Origin of the sequence: Paenibacillus sp. sptzw28 (assembly GCF_019550795.1) — a bacterium.
GTDB lineage: Bacteria > Bacillota > Bacilli > Paenibacillales > Paenibacillaceae > Paenibacillus_Z.
The window spans coordinates 3653528-3676051 of the sequence record NZ_CP080545.1; the positions used below are offsets into that span (position 1 = coordinate 3653528).

25 protein-coding genes are annotated in these 22524 nt (G+C 49.4%); 2 read left to right on the forward strand and 23 right to left on the reverse strand.

The annotated features are described in order from the left end of the window. Positions 1-161: 161 nt before the first annotated feature. The 11 genes from pruA to KZ483_RS16565 all read right to left on the reverse strand — a co-directional run bounded on the left by pruA (position 162) and on the right by KZ483_RS16565 (position 10927). Positions 162-1712 carry an L-glutamate gamma-semialdehyde dehydrogenase gene (gene pruA, locus KZ483_RS16515; RefSeq protein ID WP_220348555.1) on the reverse strand — a complete coding sequence of 517 codons (1551 nt, stop codon included), beginning with the start codon at positions 1710-1712 and terminating at the stop codon, positions 162-164. 19 nt (positions 1713-1731) lie between these two features. After that, positions 1732-2931, reverse strand: a complete 1200-nt coding sequence (locus tag KZ483_RS16520; RefSeq protein WP_220353490.1) for an ornithine--oxo-acid transaminase — start codon at positions 2929-2931, stop codon at positions 1732-1734. Between the two features lie 146 nt (positions 2932-3077). After that, the gene (locus tag KZ483_RS16525) at positions 3078-3986 is read right to left on the reverse strand and encodes a sensor histidine kinase (protein ID WP_220353491.1); all 909 of its coding nucleotides are present in this window, start codon (positions 3984-3986) and stop codon (positions 3078-3080) included. Positions 3987-4010: 24 nt separating this feature from the next. Further along, on the reverse strand, positions 4011-4772 hold the full coding sequence (locus KZ483_RS16530; protein WP_220348557.1) for an ABC transporter permease: 762 nt from the start codon (positions 4770-4772) through the stop codon (positions 4011-4013). After that, a complete protein-coding gene (locus KZ483_RS16535; RefSeq protein ID WP_220348558.1) occupies positions 4765-5688 on the reverse strand; it encodes an ABC transporter ATP-binding protein in 924 nt (307 codons plus the stop codon). Before KZ483_RS16535 ends, KZ483_RS16530 begins: the two co-directional genes overlap by 8 nt. A gap of 82 nt (positions 5689-5770) precedes the next feature. Next, a complete protein-coding gene (locus tag KZ483_RS16540) occupies positions 5771-6463 on the reverse strand; it encodes a response regulator transcription factor (protein WP_220348559.1) in 693 nt (230 codons plus the stop codon). A 138-nt stretch (positions 6464-6601) separates the two neighbouring features. Further along, positions 6602-7879, reverse strand: coding sequence for a bifunctional DedA family/phosphatase PAP2 family protein (locus tag KZ483_RS16545; RefSeq protein ID WP_220348560.1), 1278 nt, complete (start codon positions 7877-7879; stop codon positions 6602-6604). 92 nt (positions 7880-7971) lie between these two features. Continuing rightward, positions 7972-8187, reverse strand: coding sequence for a hypothetical protein (locus KZ483_RS16550; RefSeq protein WP_220348561.1), 216 nt, complete (start codon positions 8185-8187; stop codon positions 7972-7974). Positions 8188-8229: 42 nt separating this feature from the next. Further along, positions 8230-8841, reverse strand: a complete 612-nt coding sequence (locus tag KZ483_RS16555) for an undecaprenyl-diphosphatase (RefSeq protein WP_220348562.1) — start codon at positions 8839-8841, stop codon at positions 8230-8232. Positions 8842-8855: 14 nt separating this feature from the next. Next, on the reverse strand, positions 8856-10259 hold the full coding sequence (locus tag KZ483_RS16560; RefSeq protein ID WP_220348563.1) for a sensor histidine kinase: 1404 nt from the start codon (positions 10257-10259) through the stop codon (positions 8856-8858). Beyond that, complete coding sequence (locus tag KZ483_RS16565) at positions 10256-10927, reverse strand: response regulator transcription factor (protein WP_220348564.1); 672 nt, start codon at positions 10925-10927, stop codon at positions 10256-10258. Before KZ483_RS16565 ends, KZ483_RS16560 begins: the two co-directional genes overlap by 4 nt. 388 nt (positions 10928-11315) lie before the next feature. Here KZ483_RS16565 and KZ483_RS16570 point away from each other — a divergent pair, with 388 nt between their 5' ends. Beyond that, entirely contained in the window at positions 11316-11732 is a 417-nt protein-coding gene (locus KZ483_RS16570) for a C40 family peptidase (RefSeq protein ID WP_258881748.1), read from the forward strand. An 80-nt stretch (positions 11733-11812) separates the two neighbouring features. Here the strand turns inward: KZ483_RS16570 and KZ483_RS16575 are convergent, their stop codons facing one another. From KZ483_RS16575 to KZ483_RS16630, 12 genes are all read right to left on the reverse strand, one after another. Continuing rightward, complete coding sequence (locus KZ483_RS16575; protein WP_220348566.1) at positions 11813-12376, reverse strand: LmeA family phospholipid-binding protein; 564 nt, start codon at positions 12374-12376, stop codon at positions 11813-11815. A 135-nt stretch (positions 12377-12511) separates the two neighbouring features. After that, positions 12512-13030 (reverse strand): DUF3231 family protein, encoded by a 519-nt coding sequence (locus KZ483_RS16580; RefSeq protein ID WP_220348567.1) that lies wholly within the window; start codon positions 13028-13030, stop codon positions 12512-12514. A 1-nt stretch (position 13031) separates the two neighbouring features. Further along, positions 13032-13193: a hypothetical protein gene (locus KZ483_RS16585; protein ID WP_220348568.1), complete on the reverse strand. Its 162-nt coding sequence runs from the start codon at positions 13191-13193 to the stop codon at positions 13032-13034. A 138-nt stretch (positions 13194-13331) separates the two neighbouring features. Further along, the gene (locus KZ483_RS16590; protein ID WP_220348569.1) at positions 13332-14168 is read right to left on the reverse strand and encodes an undecaprenyl-diphosphate phosphatase; all 837 of its coding nucleotides are present in this window, start codon (positions 14166-14168) and stop codon (positions 13332-13334) included. Beyond that, a complete protein-coding gene (locus KZ483_RS16595; protein ID WP_220348570.1) occupies positions 14168-14800 on the reverse strand; it encodes a DedA family protein in 633 nt (210 codons plus the stop codon). The genes KZ483_RS16590 and KZ483_RS16595 overlap by 1 nt, the downstream gene beginning before the upstream one ends. Then, positions 14800-16791, reverse strand: coding sequence for an FtsX-like permease family protein (locus KZ483_RS16600; protein WP_220348571.1), 1992 nt, complete (start codon positions 16789-16791; stop codon positions 14800-14802). Before KZ483_RS16600 ends, KZ483_RS16595 begins: the two co-directional genes overlap by 1 nt. Continuing rightward, the gene (locus KZ483_RS16605; protein ID WP_220348572.1) at positions 16766-17536 is read right to left on the reverse strand and encodes an ABC transporter ATP-binding protein; all 771 of its coding nucleotides are present in this window, start codon (positions 17534-17536) and stop codon (positions 16766-16768) included. Before KZ483_RS16605 ends, KZ483_RS16600 begins: the two co-directional genes overlap by 26 nt. Before the next feature lie 96 nt (positions 17537-17632). Then, entirely contained in the window at positions 17633-18619 is a 987-nt protein-coding gene (locus KZ483_RS16610; protein WP_220348573.1) for a sensor histidine kinase, read from the reverse strand. Further along, positions 18619-19317 (reverse strand): response regulator transcription factor, encoded by a 699-nt coding sequence (locus KZ483_RS16615; RefSeq protein ID WP_220348574.1) that lies wholly within the window; start codon positions 19315-19317, stop codon positions 18619-18621. Before KZ483_RS16615 ends, KZ483_RS16610 begins: the two co-directional genes overlap by 1 nt. Before the next feature lie 60 nt (positions 19318-19377). Continuing rightward, entirely contained in the window at positions 19378-19644 is a 267-nt protein-coding gene (locus tag KZ483_RS16620; RefSeq protein ID WP_220348575.1) for an HPr family phosphocarrier protein, read from the reverse strand. A gap of 148 nt (positions 19645-19792) precedes the next feature. Beyond that, positions 19793-20431: a spore coat protein gene (locus tag KZ483_RS16625; RefSeq protein ID WP_220348576.1), complete on the reverse strand. Its 639-nt coding sequence runs from the start codon at positions 20429-20431 to the stop codon at positions 19793-19795. Positions 20432-20459: 28 nt separating this feature from the next. After that, complete coding sequence (locus KZ483_RS16630; RefSeq protein WP_220353750.1) at positions 20460-20645, reverse strand: hypothetical protein; 186 nt, start codon at positions 20643-20645, stop codon at positions 20460-20462. Positions 20646-20948: 303 nt separating this feature from the next. Here KZ483_RS16630 and KZ483_RS16635 point away from each other — a divergent pair, with 303 nt between their 5' ends. Further along, on the forward strand, positions 20949-22433 hold the full coding sequence (locus KZ483_RS16635; protein WP_258881290.1) for an MDR family MFS transporter: 1485 nt from the start codon (positions 20949-20951) through the stop codon (positions 22431-22433). The last annotated feature ends 91 nt before the right edge of the window (positions 22434-22524 follow it).

The window sequence follows — 22524 nt, forward strand, 5'->3', positions numbered from 1 at the left end:
CTAAACTTTCATCATCGGTTGTCCCCTATTGCATTCTATTATCTCAAGTTCATTATAATTCATGTATATTAAATTATGCTTAGAAAGAAGATCGCAGCAGGAATAAGCCCCGCGCCCTGCCGGACAGGCGCGGAACCGGCTAAATAACCAGCCTTTCTCAGCTACAGCTGCTCGGAGATCAGCTTCAGCTGCGTGAATTGGAGCAAATAATCCGGACCTCCGGCCTTGGAGTCCGTGCCCGACATGTTGAAGCCGCCGAATGGATGAACGCCGACGATCGCACCTGTACATTTCCGGTTAATATATAAATTACCGACATGGAACCGGCTGCGTGCGGCTTCCAAATGGCTCGGATTCGTCGAGAATACCGCACCGGTCAAGCCGTAATCTGTATTATTTGCAATATCGAGCGCCTCGTCAAACGATCCCGCCTTGCAGAATGCCAGAATGGGGCCGAATATTTCCTCCTGCATAAGCACCGAATCCGGCCCCAGATCGGCGAAAATAGCCGGTTGAATGAAATAGCCCGGGGTATCCGCCTTTCCTCCACCAAGCATAAGCCGCCCTTCACTTGCCCCGGTTTCCATGTACCCGGATATTTTATTATAGGCACTCCGGTCGATGACCGGTCCCGTGTAATTGCCGAAATCAAGCACATCGCCCGCCGTAAGGTTCGCCGTAAGCTCTATGCAGCGCTCCAGGACGGCGTCATAGACCTTATGGTGCACGATTGCACGTGAACACGCCGAGCACTTCTGTCCGGAGTAACCGAATGCGGACGATACGATCGCCCTGGCGGCTGCCTCCAGGTCCGCTTCGCCGTCGACTACAATCGCATCCTTACCGCCCAGCTCGCCGACAAAGCGTTTTAACCAGATTTGTCCCGGAGCGGATTTGGCCGAAAGCTCGAATATCCGCTGCCCTACTTCTCGGGAGCCGGTAAACGAGATGAACCGTGTCAGCTTGTGGGTGACAAGGAAATCGCCGATCTCGGAGCCGCTTCCCGGCAAGAACTGCGCAACTCCGGCCGGCATTCCCGCCTCCTCCATCAGTTCGATGAATTTAAAGGCGACGACCGGCGTCGCGCTTGCCGGCTTCAATACGACAGTATTGCCTGCGACGACGGCGGCGGTCGTCATGCCTGCCATGATCGCGAGGGGGAAGTTCCACGGCGGAATGACGACACCGACGCCGAGCGGGATGTATTGAAGGTCGTTGTCCTCCCCGTTCATCCAGACGAGCTTACTCGAAGCAGTTTCACTCATTTCGATCATTTGACGCCCATAATATTCCATAAAATCAATCGCTTCGGCAGTGTCTGCATCCGCCTCGGCGCGCGGCTTTCCTGCCTCAAGCATAAGCCAGGCGTTAAATTCATGCTTCCGTCGTCGCAGTATAGCGGCAGCCTTGAACAGCAGCCTTGCCCGCTCACGGACAGGGGTCTGAGACCAGACTTGGAACGTTTCGCCGGCGCTTTGAATCGCTTGCTCGGCAAGCTGTGCATTTGCTTTGGACATTGTGCCGATAATTTGACTGCTGTTAGAAGGATTGATTGAGTTAAACGTATCTTCCGTCATTATTCGGCGCCCGCCGATAATAAGCGGGTATTCGCGTCCAAGCTCACCCTGTACGAGTCTTATGGAAGCGGCGAGTGCTTCATGATTCTCTGTATCTGAAAAATCGGTAAACGGTTCCGGCCGGTATGGCTTCATGTTCGTTTCCACCTTTCTGCTACTGGAGTGATCTGAAAACGTCCTTAATACGTTCAACGGCCCATTTCATGTCGGCCTCCGAAATAATTAACGGCGGTGCGAGACGAATAACGTGGTCATGCGTTTCCTTGCATAAGAGCCCCGCTTCCTTCAATTTCTCGCAATAGCGGCGGGCGGGACCGCCTGTTTCAATGGCAATGAGCAGCCCTTTCCCCCGGATATCGATAATGTCCGGATGCTGAATCGTGCGCAGCATTGCCAGCATCCGGTCGCCAAGTTCAAGCGACCGTTCAGCCAGCCGCTCCTCCTCGGTTACCCGCAGTGCCGCAATGGCGACGGCGCTTGCCAGTGGATTCCCGCCGAAGGTAGATCCGTGGGAGCCGGGCTCGAATAGACCAAGTATGCTGCTGTCCGCCGCAACGGCGGAGACGGGGAAAACGCCTCCCCCCAGCGCCTTACCCATTATATAAACGTCGGGGACGACTTTCTCCCAATCGCAGGCGAACCGTTTGCCGGTGCGGCCGAACCCGGTCTGGATTTCGTCAGCCATGAGCAGGACGTTATTCTCTTGGCACAGAGCTGCCGCTCGCCGCAGATATCCGCCCGGCGGAATGACAACGCCGGCCTCTCCCTGGATCGGCTCGACCAGGAACGCTGCCGTGCGCGGCGTTATCGCGCGTTCCAATGCTTCCGTATCGCCATACGGAATGATTGTAAACCCAGGAGTGAACGGACCGAAGTCTTCCCGGTACGAGGGCTCCGAAGAGAAAGAGGTAACCGTAATGGTCCGGCCGTGAAAATTTCCGGAACAGACGATGATTTCCGCCTGTCCGTCCGCAATGCCCTTCACCCGGTAGCCCCAGCGCCGAGCCGCTTTGACCGCTGTCTCTACGGCTTCAACGCCTGTGTTCATCGGCAGGATCATATTTTTGCCGGTCAGGGCGGTGAGCATTTCCAGCAGCTCGGCAAGCGGCTCGTTATAGAATGCCCTGGAGGTCAATGTTACAAGGTCGGCCTGACACTTCAATGCCTCAATAATGCGCGGGTGCCGGTGCCCCTGGTTCAAAGCGGAATAACCGCTTAACATATCCATGTAGCGGTTTCCGCCTTGGTCCTCGACCCAGACGCCTTCGGCCTTGGCGATAACAATCGGAAGCGGATGATAATTATGTGCGCCGTAGCGCTCCGTCTTGGTCATAACATCGGTATTGTGGCTCATGTCTTCCCTCATTTCATCCGGTTCTGGAAAATCCGCATTATATTATATTCACCAGAGCGTGTGTTGAGAGCGTCAAGCGTGCTTAAGGCGCCAATTAAACCGGCGTTACTATGGAACTCAAGGACGAACCTGTGTACCTCGGGCGACTAGACTGCCGTGCTCAGCTTCCACTCGCATTTCATGTGCAGCCTGCCGGCTTTTAGCTCGGCGGATAGCTTCCCGTCCATTTTTAACATCAGGCTTTTGGCTATGGATAAGCCGAGCCCGGTGCCTTTACCGGACCTTGCCCGGTCCGCTTTGTAAAACCGGTCGAACAGCATCCCCAGGTTGTATTCGGTTACATGTTTGGCTTCATTGCTTACCGTCAATACGGCAGTTGAATGCCGCTTCTCAAGGTGAACCGACACGCTTCCGCTTGAATGAACGACCGCATTGAGAAGAAGGTTTTCAATGACTCTTTTTACCGCAGAGTCATCAGCGATAATAACAATTTCTTCATCAGGCAGGTGAATAGCCGTCTTAATGCCTTGTTCGTTAAACCGGTCATAGAATCCAATCAGGATTTCCGAGACCGCGTTAGTCATTTTTAACCTCTCCAGCCTTAATGGATAGTCGACGGATTCAATCAGGGACAATTCGAAGAAATCGTTCAACAGTTCCTGCAGCCGCTTGGTCCGGTTTCTAATAACCGACAAGTATTCTTTCTTCTCCTCCATCGTAAGCTCCTCGGCTTCGAGCAGCTGGATATACCCGAAGATAGAGGTAAGCGGTGTGCGGATGTCGTGCGACATATTGGAAACCGCCTGCCTAAGCTCATCTTCAGTCCGTCTTCTCCGGGCATTGGCCTCCGTAACGAGATCGGACTGGCGATTGATCTCGGCCGCAAGCGCTTCCAGGTGCTTATCGTAAAACGCAAGATCGATTTTCTTCTCAGTGGTTCGGTTGTTGTATTGTTTAAGCTGCCTGGTAATGCTTGTCATTTCTTTCTTCATGAAGATAAAGCGGATGAAGAAAGCTAACGCGGCTATAACCGAAACAATCGTGATATAGATCATGCTTCCCACCCGCTTTCCCGAAAGCTATTTAATTTCCTTCCTGCGATAGACCAGAATACTCAGGAGCCCGAAAACAATAAACGTTATAACCGGTACAAGCACGATCGTTGCCATTTCGCTGTTATTCAGGCTGAATTTACCGATATCCTGAATGAGCTTGAACACCGAGTAATCATATACGGTCCTAAGCAGCGGGAGATAACTGCCTATACCGGCGAGGATTGAATCGACAAGAAGGAAGAACACCATTGAGAAGCCGATCGTCTTGCCGCTCTCCGTGAAGATAGCCGAGAAGAACGCTGCAATGGAAGCGATGCCCGCCGCATAAAGCAGCGACAAGCCTGCCGTTCTCCATATATAAAGTCCGTCAACGGCTGCCGGAAATTCACCGATCCCGGAGAAAAGCGAAGCTACCGCAGCGCTTACCAATGGGAACAACACGGAGATGACCATCGTCCCTGCTGAGAAGCCAAGCAGCTTGGCTGCAAATATCCGGCTTCTGCTGCTGCCTGACGATGCGATTGTCTTCATGACGCCCGTCGAATACTCGCTGGCAATGAAAAACCCGGCGAAAATCGCAGCTCCGAACTTAATGATGTACGCATTTCCCCCGAGTCCCTTAATAAAGAATTCAATGCCTGTGCTCTGTTTAACACCGTCCGAGAGATTGTCAATATACTCGATGATCGGATATGCAGCACCAAAGGCGATGAGAAGGTAAACGAGCGTCCAGAACGATCTGTCTTTACGCAGCTTGAATAATTCCGCTTTGACGAGATTATCCATGATGCAGCCCCCCGATCCGCTTCGTGAAGAAGCCTTCCAAATCTTCTCCCATCGGCATGAATTGCTCAATTACGAGCCCGGCGGCGGATAAGGCGGCCGAGACTTTGCCCGGTTGTTCCAGATGCTTATACAGCTTGATGACACTCTCCGGCATCACCTCAAAGTCGGTGGTGGCAAGCTCATGTTCAATGACCGCCGCTGCTTTACCCGGATTGTTCACTTTAATATGCAAATACTGCTGACACTTCTCCTGCAGCTCCTTGCTTGTCAGCTGCTCCAGCAGATTGCCGTGATGAATAATGCCGTAGTGGCTCGCCAGCAAATGCAGCTCGCTCAAGATGTGGCTCGATATGAGAATGGTAATTCCCTGCTGGCGGTTCAACCGCTTTAGCAGCTCTCTCATCTCGACAACGCCCATCGGATCCAGCCCGTTAGTCGGCTCGTCGAGTATGAGAAACTCCGGGTCTCCCAGCAAGGCGATCGCAAGGCCCAGCCGTTGCTTCATACCTAATGAGAAGTTCTTTGCCTTCTTCTTGCCCGTCTCTTCCAGTCCGACGAGAGCCAGTGTTTTCCGGGTACACTCTTTACCGGGGATCCCTTTCAGAATTCTATGAGCCTCCAGATTGTCCTCAGCCGTCATATGCGGGTACAAGGCCGGTCCTTCAATAATGGATCCGATCCGCTTGCGGGCAAGTGTAAGCTCCTGGGCGCCGCTCTCACCGAACAGCTCGATTGAACCGCCCGTAGGGAAGGCAAGTCCTGTCGCGATTCGGATCAGGGTTGATTTGCCAGCCCCGTTCTGTCCGATAAACCCGTATATAGCGCCTTTTCGGATCGAAAGATTGACTTTATCCAAAGCATAGCTGTTCTTAAATTTTTTGCTGAGATTATTGGTCCTGAGAACATATTCGTTCATTTCGCCATGGCCTCCTTTATGTGATAGCTTAAGCATAAAGACGAAACCATAAGAGAAGTTAAAGCTAACGCTTAAGAAAACCTTAAGACTTAAGGCGATACCCCATGCCCCAAATCGTCTCGATATACTCTTCACCCGGATTTACTTTCGCCAGCTTCGTTCTCAAATTGCTCATATGGACATTGATCGTATTGTCATCGCCAAGAAAATCGTCGCCCCACACGCTCTCAAAAACATTTGCTTTCGTGAAAATCTTTCGCGGAGACGACATGAGAAGCGCCAAAATGCCATATTCCCGCGCCGTCAAGCTCAGCTCCGAATCATTCACGGATACAGTCTTCGCATACGGATCGAGAGTGACATCCTTGTGCTTGAGAAGAATTTGTCCGGTCTGTGGGGTAAAGCGTGCGAATCTCCTTAAATGTGAGTCGATACGGGCCGATACTTCCTCAATATCGAAGGGCTTCGTAATATAATCATCCGCACCCGTCCGCAGCGTTTCAATTTTGGTCTGGCGCTCTTCTTTAGCCGAGATCACGATTACAGGATACGAGCCTTGCCGATTGATTCGGGCTAGAAGCTCTTCCCCGGTCATTCCGGGCAGCATTAAATCCAGCAAAACCATATGCCATTCCTGCTTCTCCAAATAAAGCAGCGCCTCCGTCCCGGAATAGGCAGGCTGAGGGGAATAACCGCTTTTCCTCAAAATCCCGCACAATAACCGGTTGATGTCGTCATCATCTTCCACCACCAAAATATTTACCGGTTTCTCCATAAGTTCACCTATAAATTGAATTCTTTTACTTCTATCATAAACCTACATCCGGTTTCAGACAATGAAGGCAATGCAAAAAACCAGCCGCTGGGGCTGGTTTTTTATGGACTGATCTCCTAAAAACAACAGTCCCTGCCGTTATTGCTTCATCTTTCGAAAGATCTCAAGCAGGATTACATTCAGGCTGAGCCAAGTGCCGCCGAATACATAACCCGCGGCAACGTCACTCGGGTATTGCACATTGTAATAGATTCGGCTTAACCCGACAAGCAGGCACAGTATAATCACGACTGCCGCTGCGGCCAATCGAATATATACTTTTCCATAATGCCGAACCAGCAAATACGCCGCGAAGCCGCATACCGTTATGGAAGTAAGAGTCTCCTTGCTCGGAAAAGTATTGAAAAACTGGAACCCGCCTGAAATCGGACCCGGACGGTGAAACAACCAGCGCAGCCCTTCGTCTAGCACTTCCCCGCCTATGACGACCACGGCAAGAAAACTCATTTCAAGACGGCGGTCCTTGCCTTTGACGATGATCCAAACCAGAGTAAATACAATGAGTGGAATAAAGACAAGGTAAGAGCCGAGCAAGGCGAAACGGCTCATCCAGGCATCCCAGCCCGCGCCAAATATTGCATGCACAAGATATGAAGTCAGCTGGTCAAAGAGGGAGAATTCTTGAGCCAGGAAATCCTGAATCAATCCGATCATCAGGGAGAAGAACAGAATAAATACGGCAAATGCCGACAGAACGATAAATTTCACCTTGCCGAGAGAATGAAAATGCCGGATTCCTGCTTCAAGCAAATCCGTCATGCGGGTAAAAATAAGCTGCTTATTCTTCCGGTACAGATAAACCAGGATAAAGACGACAAAAGCCGCAATACCGGCAATCAGCAGGTAGCGGTTAATGGTGTGATGGTATTTCTCCCACTTGGGACCAAGTAATTTCCCGAGAGTAATGAATACTCCCACCCATAAAAGAGCCCCCGAATAGGCAAAAACGGCATATTTGCGAAAAGACATCCGGGTAACTCCCGAGAAATAACCTGTGAAGTGTCTCACGCCTGGCAGAAAAAACGAGATGATCAACAATTTGTTCCCATATTTATCAAACCACTCCGACACTTGAGCCAGCTTCTCCGGCCCCATATGAAACCGGGAACCATATTTCTCGAAGAACGGCTTGCCGAGTTTGAAGCCGATCCAATAAGCTGCGGTTATTCCGGCAATGGCTCCCGCGCCCGCAGATGCCAGGGAAAGCAGCCAATTTAACTTCCCCTCGTAAATCTGCAAGCCGGTATAACTCAGCAATATTTCACCGGGAAGCGGAAGAGCGAGCATTTCGAGCGCTAGAGCTATAAACAGCACACCGTAACCGTAATGATCCAACCATTGCGTCAAGAATTGCATACTCGATCCCTCCGGGCAGGTCTCCAGACTCTATTCGACTCTCGGCGCCTTCCAGGGTTGTTCTTCCCAGTGGCCATTGACCGAATGCCTGTTTAGTTTGTTGTACTATCATCGCTAAACAAACTCATCTTATCTTTCTCCAAGTCGGTTTTATCGGGTATTGACCGCAATATGGCTGCAATGCCGCAGAACAGCACCAAAGACCCGATTTCGGCTGCAACCAATTTTTCCGCTGTCGGCTCGTGCCCGACTATCATGGCCCAATAAAGGCCGAGTCCGGAAATCAAGAGCAGAATTTTCACTATCACCCGCTTCACGTCCTCTCAATGATCCGGCTGCAAGGCTCCATACTAAGGCCGCTCCGTCCGCGATAAACCTTTCGGCCAAATTCGCCGCTCCACTCCTTCATACAATCCGAGGCCAGATTCAAACCACTTCCTTACTTGAAAGGAACGGTGGAACAACCCGTGTATTCCTGCGGCGGATCCGATACCGATAATAGCTCCGGCGATTACATCCAGGGGATAGTGAACTCCTGTCCACACACGGGAGAAAGCGATACACGCCGCTATCAGCAGCCATATTAAGCCGTCTCGCCTCCTGAACATATAGATCGATGTTGCGATGACAAAAGCGCCGATTGCGTGATCGCTGGGAAAGGAGGCATTGGCCGGATGGCCGATTAATTGGGTAACGTGATGAACGACGAACGGACGGTCCCGGTAGAATAAATGACTCAAGACCACGCCGATTCCAAAAGCTGCGCATGCCGACACCAGCGCTTCGCCTACCATCCGTCTACAGTCGCTCGTCCGGCTGAACCAGTATACGATGATGCCCGCGTAGAATAAGTAAGAGCCGTCCGAGGCAAAAAAACGCATAACTGCATCAAGCCAGGGCATCCGTCCAGCGAGATTATTGATAATTTCAAAGATGGAATAATCCATTTGCGATATAAACATAGGTATTCCCCTTTCTATTCATCCACGCCATTGTGCGGCAGCGTAACGGTTACAATCGTCCCATGGTTTTCCTTGCTTGTAATGCTGATTGCGCCTTGATAACCTTCCACCATTCGTTTGGCGATCGAGAGACCGAGGCCGCTCCCGCCTAATGTCCGGCTTCGCGCTTTATCGACACGATAGAATCTGTCAAACACGCGTGAGACTTCCTCTTCAGGGATCCCGATTCCATAATCGGTAACCTTCAGCTGGAATAAGCGTTCGGGAGTTACTGTTACATGCAGCCGTATTACCTTTTTATCACCGGAATACTTAACCGCGTTGTCCAGAATAATAATCAGGATTTGTTTCCAATGATCTTCGTTCATGGCGATCAACACACCGGATGCCGTTTCATAGTCGGTATTGAACGTAAACGCCGGGTAGAGAACGGCAAAATCATCGGTCAATTGCCTGATTGAAAGGATGGGATCGATTAGTTCCGGGAGCTGCTGCGTCAACGCTTCGGCGCGCGACAGGGTGAGCAGCTCCTGCGACAGCTTCTTCAGCCGGGCCAGTTCCTGAAGCGACGCCTTGAGCGACTCGTCCAGAATCGCGGGGTCGCGTTTCCCCCACCGCTGCAGCATCGCCAGATGGCCTTCGATAATTGCTATGGGCGTACGCAGCTCGTGCGACGCATCCTCTACGAACTGCTTCTGCTGCTGAAACGACGATGAGAGACGGTCCATCATTTCATTGAACATTTGACTGAGTACCGACAGTTCGTCCTTATTGGGAATAAAATCGACTCTCTCATTCAAACCGTTATGCGTTATTCTTCCCATCGTCTCCGTCAGAACGGCAACAGGCTTGACCAACTGTCTCGCGAGCAGCACCGCGCCCAGAATGCCCACTGCTATGCCGATAAGCCCCCCGACAGCCATAATCAGAAGCATAATATGATTTACTTTCTCGTACGTTTCCAGATCTCTCACAATTTCGATGGTACCGGTGAAGGAGGTGAGTATCAACGGACTGCGCAGAATCAACAAATGATCGTCGCCGTGCCACACCTGCACCAGCTTCGTTGCCTCAGCCACTTGAGGCAGTACCCATTGACTCGGTAGAATATCGCTGATCGTAAGAACCACGCGACCGTTATCATCAAGAATGCGAATCATCTGATTGCTTTGGTTCACTTTGCCGAGGAAGCTTCTGCTTCCCGCTATATCTGTCGAGGCCTTATCGGCGAAATAGCCTTGTATCTCTTCAAAGCTTTTTTGCAGCGTCTGCTGCTCCTGACTCATTGCCCACCTGTTGAGAATCAAATATTGGGCGCCGCTGTAACAGGCGAACAGGATGATGATGAACAGCGACGACCATAAGGTAAGACGCCACTTTACAGGCAGCGCATTAATACGCGCGATAAGAGCTGTCATCGCATCACATATCCGATTCCGCGAAGGGTTCGAATATAGCCTTCTTCGCCGGAATCTCCCAGTTTATTGCGAACGTATCTGACATAAACGTCTACGACATTCATCTCCACCTCGGCATCAAAGCCCCACACATTATCTAGCAGCATGTCTCTCGTCAAAACGCGGTTAATATTGCTCATGAATAAAGCGAGCAAATCGAACTCTCTCTTTGTCAGAGAGATGGACAGCTCTCCCTTCATTACGATTCGCGAATCCGTATTCAGGCTTATATCCCTGAAAGTAAGCAAGGATTGGCTGTCACCATACTTGTCCACGCGGCGCTGCAGGGCGCGAATACGGGCAAGCAGCTCTTCGATCGCAAACGGTTTGGGAATATAGTCGTCCGCTCCGCTGTCAAGCCCCGATACCCGGTCGATTACACTGTCTCTTGCGGTCAGCATGATGATCGGCGTGAGCTTCTTCTCCCGAACCCGTCTGCATACGTCGAAGCCGCCAAGTCCTGGAAGCATCAAATCGAGGAGGATCAAATCCCATTCCTCACTAAGAGCCAGCTTCAGCCCTTTCTCCCCGTCATAAGCGACCGTGACCGAGTAGCTTTCATGAGTAAGCTCGAGTTCGATAAATCTGGCAAAATTAACTTCATCTTCGATGACAAGAATTTTTTTCATGATTTTCCCTCTTGTACCCGGATTGTTTCGGTTATCGTGTTTATTGTTTCCACGTCATTATAATCGATGTAAATGAAAATACGCTGAGAAAATTCAAATCTTTTAACAGAAAACACCGCATTTTATACCACGCAGATGTTAGAACGACAGAATGCCGCTTTGTCCAGAGGGAAACGATTAAGATTTTTTAATCGAATTCTCATTATTGGGCGCAAACCGTTGAGACCATAGATGACAGCGCTTTCTATGTAAATGATGGAAGTTTTAAACATGCTATAGTATGTGTAGTCATCGACTCCAGCATTATTACATCATAAAACAGGGAGGCAATATCGTGTTGAACAAATTCTTCAAGACAGTTATCGCTCTTACCGTCAGCTTCTCCATCATGGCAACAGGCGCATTGGTTATGGGGCCGCCGAAAGCCCATGCAACATCCGCTTCTACTGCAAGCAATATTACCGCTACTGCAAAACGCTATTTGGGAACACCTTATAAGTTCGGCGCATCGACGTCGCGCACGGACATCTTCGACTGTTCTTCTTTCACCAAGTATGTATACAAAAAACACGGCATCTACCTGCCGCGCACCTCTAAGCAGCAATCTCGTGTCGGCTCATTCGTACCGAGAAGCCAACTGCGTCCGGGAGACCTGGTGTTCTTCTACTCCCCGGTTCATCACGTGGCGATTTATATCGGAGACGGCAAGATTATCCACACTTACGGCAAACCGGGCGTTACCATTTCCAGCATCAAATCCGGCTGGTGGAGCAAGAAATATCAAACAGCACGCCGTGTCGGTTAATAGAATTTAGTGTAATGAAAGCGAGCTTTCCTTCGATGAAGGAAAGCTCGTTTTATTATTTCTTGAAGACTCCGATTGCCTCACCCGAACAGTTCCCGCAGATCTCGAAGCCTGGGCTTCTGCAGCCGGATCGTCATTTGATCATCGCCCACCAGGACGCTCTGCACCTTAAGCGGTTTCGGCAGCCCGCTCCCAATCGGTATGAGGAAATCATCGAATAACGCCTTCGGCAGAACGAGGGATTTCACTCTTGCTTCCTGGGCCGTTGCGACGAGGTCCGGTTCCTTCCACTCCAACCGGTATGTTACAGCAAGTCCAATATCAATACGCCCGAATACCTTGATATTGAGATCGGCGATTAAACGTTCTCCCGCAAGATGAATGCGCGCGCCGGTGATGCTAACACCCGGCCTATAATCAGCTTTACGCGCCAGCCCCTCTTTGACGAAATTGTTGATATCGTCCTCCGTAAGCACCAGATCAAGACTTTGATGTCGGACCATTTCCAGAGCTCTCTCACCAAGGGGCACCTCGGTATAATTCAAGTTGAGGGCTTGATCGGGAGATATATGCCTTAATAAAATAACGATGCCTGAAATAATAACCGCAATAAAAACAAGTATGAATTTGATCCATCTGTTCATCTTGTGCTGCCACCTCGCGCTTGTTAAGTCCTCCCACAATTATAACATCGGGTCGCTTGCGAGGAAGCGTTTTTAATCATCCAAAATATAAAAATCCTGCACTTGTATGTGCAGGATTTCATCCTGAAGCTCGGCCTACGCCTGGACCAAATCGGGCCTTTTTATTTGAAGCGGAGGGGGAATCAGCCAGCCCTTCTCCTTGTTCATCCTCAGGATTCTAAGTCCCATTGCGGTCTTGGTCGCATGATATTTGGCGAACAGCGCGCCGATATCCTCGCGGATGGATTTGCCCATCATTGAACTGCACGCGACCATACCCATCGATGAATCCGCCGCAGTCTTCATTGCGATTTCCTGGTCGCTGAATCTTGCTCCCACCGGAATGTCCTCAAGCTTGGCCTCCGGCCGCTCCGGCAGTGCAGGAGCAGGAGCAATACCGTTATGAGTAAGTATGGTATCGCATTCGCTGACCTCCAGCTCGGCCTGATTGATAAGGTCGTGCAATACGCTTTTCAGTTCCTTGTCACCGGCATGATACTGCAGCGCGCGGTAGTTGGAGATGCATCCTTTGGCCATTGCCGAGAACTGCCACAGATCGTAGACTTCACCGTAATGCAAAGGCTCATTCTTCGGGTTACCGCCCAATATACCCATGCTAGACATCTCCTTCAATCGTTGGTGGCTCATTCGGCACAAATACCTCTTGCTTCGCCAGCTGATGTATTCCGTCACTGGTGCCGGCGGCGTAAACATCGCTAAGCAGCTCTCGTGTAAGGGCATCGCCCTCGAGCTTCGATGAATCCCGATTCTCTTCCATAGTCATTGTCTCCTTCATTAACTGCTGGTGGAACAACTTACCTGCTATGCTTTAAAGGTAATATCTGTTTGACTGCTTCATTATCTGCATTCGCAATAATTTTATTCCACTGCATGAAGAAGGGCTGACCGGGGCATTTTAGAAATAAACGACATAGACGATCACTGCCAGAATAATCCGGTAAACGGCGAACGGTACGAGCTTAACTCTGTTGATAAGCTTCAGGAAGAAACGTATCGAGATCAATGCAAACACAAAGGCGCTGACAAAGCCTGCGATAAAAAACGGCAGGGCGTCTAATGTGAAGTACTGCCAGTTCTTAAGCAGCGAGATCAAGCTGGCCCCAAGCATAATAGGAACGGCCATAATAAAGGTGAAATCGGCTGCTGCGCGGTGACTCATTCCAAGCAGGACGCCACCGGAAATAGTCGAGCCTGACCGGGAGAATCCCGGCCATAAAGAAAAACATTGAATGAGCCCCACGGTTAGCGCCTGCTTGTAGGTAATTTGGTCGACAGTCTGGACTTTTGGAACTTTGGCGCGGAATTTATCCGCTGCAATCATGAATATAGCACCTATGACCAATCCTGCTAATACCGTTCCGGTGGAAAATAAATGTTCATCGATATAATCCTCAAACAGCAGTCCCAAAATACCTGCGGGAAGCAGACCGACAATAACCTGAGTAAGTTTAAGACGCCCCTCCCCTTGGGCGGTTGGCCCGCTCCGCCTTTTCAATTTCAGTCCCAAGAGATCGAGAAACCGGTCTTTAAAGATAATGACGACGGCCAGAATCGATCCGAGCTGAATAACGACTTTAAACGTATTGGCTACATATTTGGTTAGAAACTGTTCGGACTGAAGCCACATATCGTCTACAATGACCATATGTCCGGTAGACGATACCGGCGCGAATTCCGTAACTCCTTCGACAAACCCAAGCACGATCGCTTTTAATATCTCAATAATGTTCACTATTTAATCTCTCCCAAGTGCCGCCCGGCTTTTCTCCGTTTACGAACGTATAAGATAATCAAAACGATCAAGCCTAAACCAATTCCCGCATATGTAAAATTCGAATAAACGTCCATGAAGCCGAGGATTTCCTGCCAAGATTCTCCCAGAGAAGCTCCAATCAGCACAAGAATAATATTCCAGATCAAGGTTCCTATTGTTGTAAACAAGACGAACAGCCAGAATTTCATGCCGGACATTCCCGCGGGAATGGAAATAAGACTTCGTATAAGCGGAATCATCCGGCAGAACAGCACCGTCCAATAGCCGTATTTCTCGAACCATCTATTGGCTTTATGGATATCTTCCTTGGTGAGGCGCAGGATATGACCCCAGCGGCTAACGATTAGCTCCAGCCTTTCCACCTGAAGAAGATGGCCGATCCCGTAAAGAATAACCGCTCCGGCAACAGAGCCGGCTGTAGCTGCCGCAATCACTCCGGGAACCGTCAAATCTGTATGGGTAGTCATAAAGCCGCCGAATGTGAGAATGACCTCCGAGGGAATCGGGGGAAAAACATTTTCAAGAGCAATCATGACCACGATGCCGAGATACCCGAACTGTTCCATAAATGCGGTAATCCAATTTTGCATTAGCGTAGACCTCCGTTAACTAAAGCTTTCTTCAGGTTTCGTAGATATCGGTTGCGGATGAAGAAGAAATAGAAAATTTGGGCGATGAAAAAGCTGACCAGAACAACACCCATCTCACTTGCAATAGATAGGAAAAAGAACTTTTGGAGAGCAATAAAGGCGAAAACACTGTGAACACCCGCGAATCCTATCGGCACAAAAAACAACAATGCCAGCTGCCTCGTGACAATTTTAGTGAGCTCCGGGTCCGTTAATCCGATCTTGGCTATCGTTGCAAACTGGCGGCGGTCATAGTCAAGGTCGGCATATAGACGGAAATAGAGAAAGCTGCCGGCCGCGATGAAAAATACGGTTCCGATTAGCAGAGCAACAAACAGCATGATGCTGTATAAGCCGCTTTGCACCTCCTGCAGAGTCCCGCTTATGGTGATCGCATAAGGCTTGCTCATGTCATATCTGACTGCGCCATCCTTTGCCAGGTGACCCGCGATCCCCATTGTTTGTTCAAAATCATGAACATAGAATCCCGTATACCGGTCGATTTTGGCCGGGGCTGCGATCAGGTCGAATAATTGATCGCTGACAACCAGCCCGCTGAAGGTGCCGTCAATATCCTCGTCAAAGTCAGTTATGTTCAAATCCTCGTCAAGGTCGGCCAGTAAGTAATCGGGTACGGCCACATGTTCCGTATAACCTTTCTCGCGAATGACGAGGTTATTTTCCTTCAACGTATACTCTGTCATCCCGCGTTCAGTTAGGTAGGCTTTATCCCTTTGCGAAGCTATCATGACCAGCGCCTGGCTTCCGGTTAACGTTTGTTCCCGGAAGGTGAATCCTGCCATATTTACTGCTTTCCTGTAATCTGAGAATGATATCAGGTGCAGCTGTTTCGCCGTGGAACCGGGTGTGGACGATACCGCATCCGCATATTTTATCGGCAGTGTGAAGCTTTCATACGGGATGCCTTTGGCTGACAATTCTTCCCGAATCTCCATCAGGTGCTGCTGTTCGACCCGGCTGCCGTCTTTCGCGAGATAGCCGACAGCGGCCGGGTAATCTTCGCGGAATTGTTTGGATAACGTATTTATAGAAGTAAATACGCCAACCGAGCAGAACGAAACAGTCGAAATAACGGTTACCATAAAGAACATCCGGGCGTTGTCCTTCAGACGGTACGCAAGACTCGAAATCATGACAATATTGGTCCTTCTCAAAAAAAACGGCCTGCGTTTCTTGAGTATCTTGATCATGTGAACACTAAGCTGGGTGTAAAAGAAATAGGAACCGGTAATAGTCATTGCCGTGACCGGCAGCATGCGTACATATACCGTGGCAACCGTGGCGGTTGCCGCCAAATAGTAGGCCGCAATCAGGAGTACTGCGGCAAGAATCGATAGAAATACGGAGCTCCTCGGATCGGATTTTGGTTTCTGACCGGCTTGAAACAATTCGATTAACTTATTCGTGCGCGTAAGCACGGACGTGCAAATCGAAATAATCAGGAACAGCAGCACGAATGAGCTGACCGTAAGCGCCAGTACCTGCCATGAAACATACAAGGGCATGGACGGAATCCCCAGAAAGCTGGAACCGACCATAAGGAATAGCTTTCCCGTCAATAAACCACCCAAAATTCCCGTCATGATGGACCCAAGCCCGATGATCATATTTTCAAGAAAAACCATCCGGTTCAATTGGCCTTTGGTCATACCGTGCATAATCAGGATCCCGAATTCCCGCTTTCGCGTCTTCAGAAACGAACTGACCGAATAAAGAACGAATAAGAACGAGAACACATACATGATACATTCGGCCGCCATCATCGCTTGAACGGCAATGCTCGCTATAACGCCTTCCTTAACGTTCGGATTGAAGATGAACAACGCGCAAACGAAGAATATCATGACTGAGAAGGCGCTGCTGAAGAAATACGCGGCGTATGTCCGCTTGTTGCGGGTGACATTTCTATAAGCGAACTGCCGAAATGTCACGACTCTCCCCTCCCAACAGCGACAGCATGTCGAGAATTTTCTGGAAGAACGTCTGGCGGTTGTTACCGCGATAAATCTCGTTATAAAATTTGCCGTCCTTAATAAATATGACCCGATGACAGTAGCTGGCGGCGGCGGCATCATGCGTAACCATAAGAGTCGTCGCCCGTTCTTGTTCGTTAATGGCCGAGAGCGTCTCCATTACGTCCCTCGAAGCTTTCGAGTCCAGGTTTCCCGTCGGCTCATCCGCCAGGATCAGCGACGGCCGATGAATGATCGCCCTTGCAATCGCTGTCCGCTGCATCTGCCCTCCCGATATTTCATAGGTCCGTTTCTTCAAAATACTTTCGATGCCCAGCTTCCTCGCCACTTCCATTAACCGTCTGTCCATTTCTTTCACGGACGCACCGTCCAGCGTGAGCGGCAGCACGATATTTTCTTCAACGGTTAACGAGTCAAGCAAATTAAAATGCTGGAACACAAAACCCAGCTGATGCCGGCGAAATAATGCCGTCTCTTTCCTGTTTAAACCGTGCGGATCCTTCCCGTTAATCCGGACCTCTCCGGAAGTAGGCTCGTCAATCGTAGCGATTACGTTGAGCAGGGTCGTTTTCCCGCTCCCGGATGGTCCCATTATTCCGACGAATTCGCCGCCCTCAACACAAAATTGAACATTATCCAATGCTTTATTGGACACTTTGCCTTCGTAAATTTTCGATACGTTTTTCACATCCAAAATAGACACCTGTAACGGCTCCCTTATCGTTTTTTTGAAACGATCGTTATGTCTTGATTATATAAGTCCAGGTACGGCTCAGCTATCGTTCAAGATTACATTTGCTTACAGCTTTGTAAGGTTGAATATTATCCGGACGACCGTTCCTTCCCCGGCGGTTGATTCCAGTTCAACCCGGTGGCCAAGCTTACCGCATATTTGCTTAACGAGATAAAGTCCCATCCCGGTCGACTCCTGAAAATTACGTCCATTCTCACCCGTAAAATAAGGATCGAAGATGCGCGGCAGATCGCCGGCCGGAATTCCGACGCCTTCATCCTGGATTTCCAGTACCCCGTTTACGCCATGAATATATCCGTGAAAATGAATCTTTCTATTGTCTTCCACTGTATATCTGACCGCATTCGTAATAAGCTGCGTTATGACGAACGAAAGCCATTTCTCATCCGAGGCGATACCAATCCTGCCTTCCATCCGAATAACGGGGAAAATCCGGCTGCGGATAAACAGCCGCTTCTGACTTGACGTAACGGTTCGTATAATAGTTTCCAGGTCCAGCGCTTCAACAACAAAGTCGTGCTCGAACGCATCAAGCCGCGCTGTATATAATACCATCTCAAGCCCTTTTTTTAACTTGTCTAATTCATCGCCGATGGCATGCAGGCGCGGCTCGTCTTCGTTTTGAATCATTAGGTGGATGACCGATACAGGAGTTTTCATCTGATGTACCCACTGATTTATGAACTGAATATGATCGTCGATTTTGTGCCTATAGCGGAGAATATCCTTCTGATAATGACGGAATTGGCTTTTTAGAAGATGCTGTAAGCCTTCAGCCAGAGGGGTTTGCTGATTATTTCCCGCAAAATCTTCACTGCCGGCGAGCGGATTTTCCATCCGGTTATAGAAACTGCGATTCGTGAGATATCGGTATATTAGATAGCCTATAAAGAGGCACCCGCTTAGCAAGCATGCATATAAGCTGACCGCAAGGCTGCGGTGGCCGTCAAGCCGGTATATAAGCGTAATGACAAGCAGCTGAGCAAGATATATGTAAAAAAGAGGGAGCTGCTCACGCAGGAAAAGCTTCATTATTCACTCCCCCAGTTCGGCAGCAGCCTGTACCCTTGACCGCGAATTGTTTGCAGAGCATCATTAATGTTTAATGTCGTTAATTTTTTGCGGACGCGGTTCACGTAAACGTTCAACGTATTATCGTCAACGAACGTTTCATCATCCCATATTTTCTCCAGCAGCCGGTCACGGCTCACCACCCGCTCTGACTTCTTCATCAGCTCATCCATTATTTTCGCTTCGGTGTGGCTGATTTCCACTTTAGCATCCTTAAACGAGAGAATTAGCCGTTCGATATCCAGTGTTAATCCTTCGACTTCAATTGACCGTTCATTAAACGTCCCCGCATATGTACCGTAAGCCCGGCGAAGCAGGCTTTTAATTTTGGCTGTTGCAATTTCATAGTCGAAAGGCTTTGTAATATAATCATCCGCCCCGTTTTCAATAGCCATTACTTGATCCATTTTCCCTTCGCGTGCGGAAATAAAAAGAATAGGACAAGTGGAACTGCCGCGAATTTGCCGGCACCAATAATATCCGTCATACTTAGGCAAATTTATATCCATCAGGACGAGATGAGGTGCAAATTGTTCAAACTCGGATTGCACCTTCTCAAAATTAACCACCGCTTGAGTTGTATAGCCGAATTTATGCAAATGCTCTTCGAGCAAGCTGACAAGCCCCTTGTCGTCTTCAACAATAAGAATTCTAAACATGATTCACTCATCCTTTACCCGTATTCTCTTCCGCTGAGGGTGCAGCAGCCGTAATAACGTCTAAACGTATGCCTCAAACAGCTTATATATATAATCCAGCGCTTCTTCCTCGTCTTTCCCTTTGGTTACTAAACGAATAGCAGTGCCGGTTTTGATGGGCAGCAGCAGCATGCCAAGCAGGCTCTTCACATCCACGAAGCATTCCAGGCCGTCTTCATTCGTATATTCCATTCTGATATCTGAGATAAACCGTGAGGATTTTGCCGAGATTTCTGTCAGATCGCTTCGCTGAATATTAGCATTAATGATAAACCGGTGTACTCTCATGTGACCCACCTTCCCCCGATTAATAATCCGCCGCTTATGCGCAACTATAAGTTTACTACCATTGGAGGAACCAAGTAAATCATCCCGGACAGGCTCGCAACAAAAAAAGACGTTCCGCGAGGAACGTCTCTTCTTATAAGCTCCCGGCTTACTGCATGTTAAACGGAGCCATCTGTTGATTTGCCTGCATCTGTTGATTTGCCTGCATCTGTTGATTTGCCTGCATCTGTTGATTAGCCTGCATCGCTCCAGATGGAGCATATGCGCTCAGGACTGTATCTGTCGTCACTTCTTTCATCGTAGGGACTTGATAATAGCCTCTCTGATTCATATAGCCCCATACTTCATAGGCTTGCTCCGCGCAATTGATGGCTCCTTGCTGGAGCGTGTGGCGAAGCTGCGGGTTCGCGCATTCCAACGCGCCCATCATTTTTTTCGCGGCGCCATTTTTATGACAGCTCAGCATTGCGCTCGCCACGTCGCGATCATTCAACTCATTGATTCCGGAGACCGGTCTATGCTGAGCGGGATGGTCGAGTCCGTAAGTCGGCGAAACATTACGGGGCGACTGATAAGTGACCGCCTGGCCTGCGCCTTGTTGCTGAAGCAGTTGAACCGTACTATTGTATTCCTGCGTCAAAAACTGAAGCTGATGATCGAGCAGCTGTGCAAGATGCTGGTCCTTCACGTAGGGACGCAGCAGTTGAAAATGATTTGCCGTGTTAATTGCTTCCGTTAATATCTCGTGTACTTCCATTACCTCATGAGCGCCTAAATGTGCAGCCATTATGTAGCCTCCGTTTGTTTTCTAGTTTTCAATTCTGCTCATTTTCTTCCTTGTTAATAAACTCGTTTGGAATTTCTTCACCGGTCGGATTGTTGTTCTTGAACTGGCTGAGACGGCCTTTTCTAAATTCGCCGCCGTGCACCTCGGAGCTGCTTTGGCCGTTATTGTCGCTCCCATCGTGCCGGTTCCGGTTATAGTTTGCGTCTTCCCCCATTGCTTGCCCCCTTTCTTGAACTGAAAAAACTGGAATTACATTATATTTTCTATGACTAGGCCGTCTTTTATTCATAAAATATTGGAAAAAATCAACTTGAAACAAAAAACTCCGTATCCGACTAGAAATAGTCAGATACGGAGAGATTTCATTCGGGGCATACTCTAGCTATAGAATAACTCACCGTTCGGAAACAGTCTATTCTTTTTTTTAATTTTCCCTTATATTTTTAATACCGCTTTTGCAGGCCTGCAGAGTGTCAATCCCCTGTAAGTGATTCCAATATGTAGGGAGTGTATAAAGGTGTCAATTGAACAACCGAAGGCCGGCTTGATTACGAGCGCATTATTAATGGGACTGGTCCTCTCGTCTATCGATCAAACCATCGTGTCTACGGCTATGCCGACCGTTATCAACAAGCTGAACGGACTTAATCTGTACAGCTGGGTTTTTACCGTCTATATGCTGGCTTCAACAACAACAATGCCGATTTACGGCAAGATGGCCGATTTGTTCGGACGCAGAAGGATTTATATGACCGGCCTGACCCTGTTTCTGATCGGCTCCGCTCTATGCGGCTTTGCCGGTAATATGACCGAATTGATTGTTTTCAGAGGAATTCAAGGCCTTGGTGCCGGAGCCTTAATGCCGGTTGCCTTTGCCATCGTCGCCGATATATACCCTCCAGGGAAAATCGGCAAATTCCAAGGCTTGTTCGGAGCCGTGTTCGCGATATCCAGTATATGCGGCCCGACTGTCGGAGGGTTTGTTGTCGAATATTTGAATTGGGGATGGATATTTTTTATTAACCTTCCGATCGGAATTCCCGCTCTCTTCATCGTGGGAATGGCATTGAAGGAGAGTAAGAGTCACGAGAAACGAATCATCGACTGGTCTGGCGCCATCACGTTGTGTGCAGCTGTCGTTTCTTTATTGCTGGCTTTGGTAATGGCCGGAAGCGGAGACGGTGCACATTATGCCTGGGAATCACCGCAAATTACCGGATTGCTCGGCAGCGGAGCAGTATTTCTAACACTTTTTCTATGGATTGAAACGAAGGCGAAAGAACCGATTGTCCCACTCCGTCTGTTCAAGATACGCACTATCGCATTCGGAAATATCGCCGGTTTTTTCGTAAGCGCGGGCCTGTTTGGCGCGATCGCTTACATTCCATTGTACGTACAAGGCGTAATCGGGGTCAGTCCTTCCGTCGCCGGCTATATATTAACTCCCCTCATGCTCTCTACGGTTATCACTTCGAATGCCGGAGGGCGTTTAATGGGTAAAGCTTCCTATCGTACCATTCTCGTACCAAGCATTGCCATGATGGCGGCAGGCTTTATCCTTCTCAGTCAAATGACCGCAGACACGACGATATTTGAAATTGTTCTGTACTTGATCATCACCGGTCTTGGGATGGGGGCTGTTTATCCGACGCTCGGCACCGCCGCGATAACCGCGGTAGATACGCATAATCGCGGAACTGCCTCCTCCTCCTCGCAATTTTTCCGGTCCATTGGCGGGACGATCGGTGTCAGCGTATTCGGCTGGCTGCTGACCCGGAGAATGTCGGGAACAGATACGCAAGCCCTTCTGGACAGCGGCAGACGCGCAGCCCTCACTGGGGAAGCTTTGCTGACACTAGAGAACCTGTTCAGCCGCTCGCTTGCGCAATTGTTCCTGCTCGGTGCGGTCTTTGTCGGAATCAGTCTGATTGCAAGCATCCTGCTCGGAAATGCGCGGTTAATCAAACCGCAACGGAACGCGTCTCAAGACGAAGCTGTCTGATTCGGTTTTTCAGATCCCGGCGTATCAAGCTTCTTTCTTCAAAGGCTGCCGATCCGAAGACCCTGTTAACAGCGGTTTCCCGGACATCGGC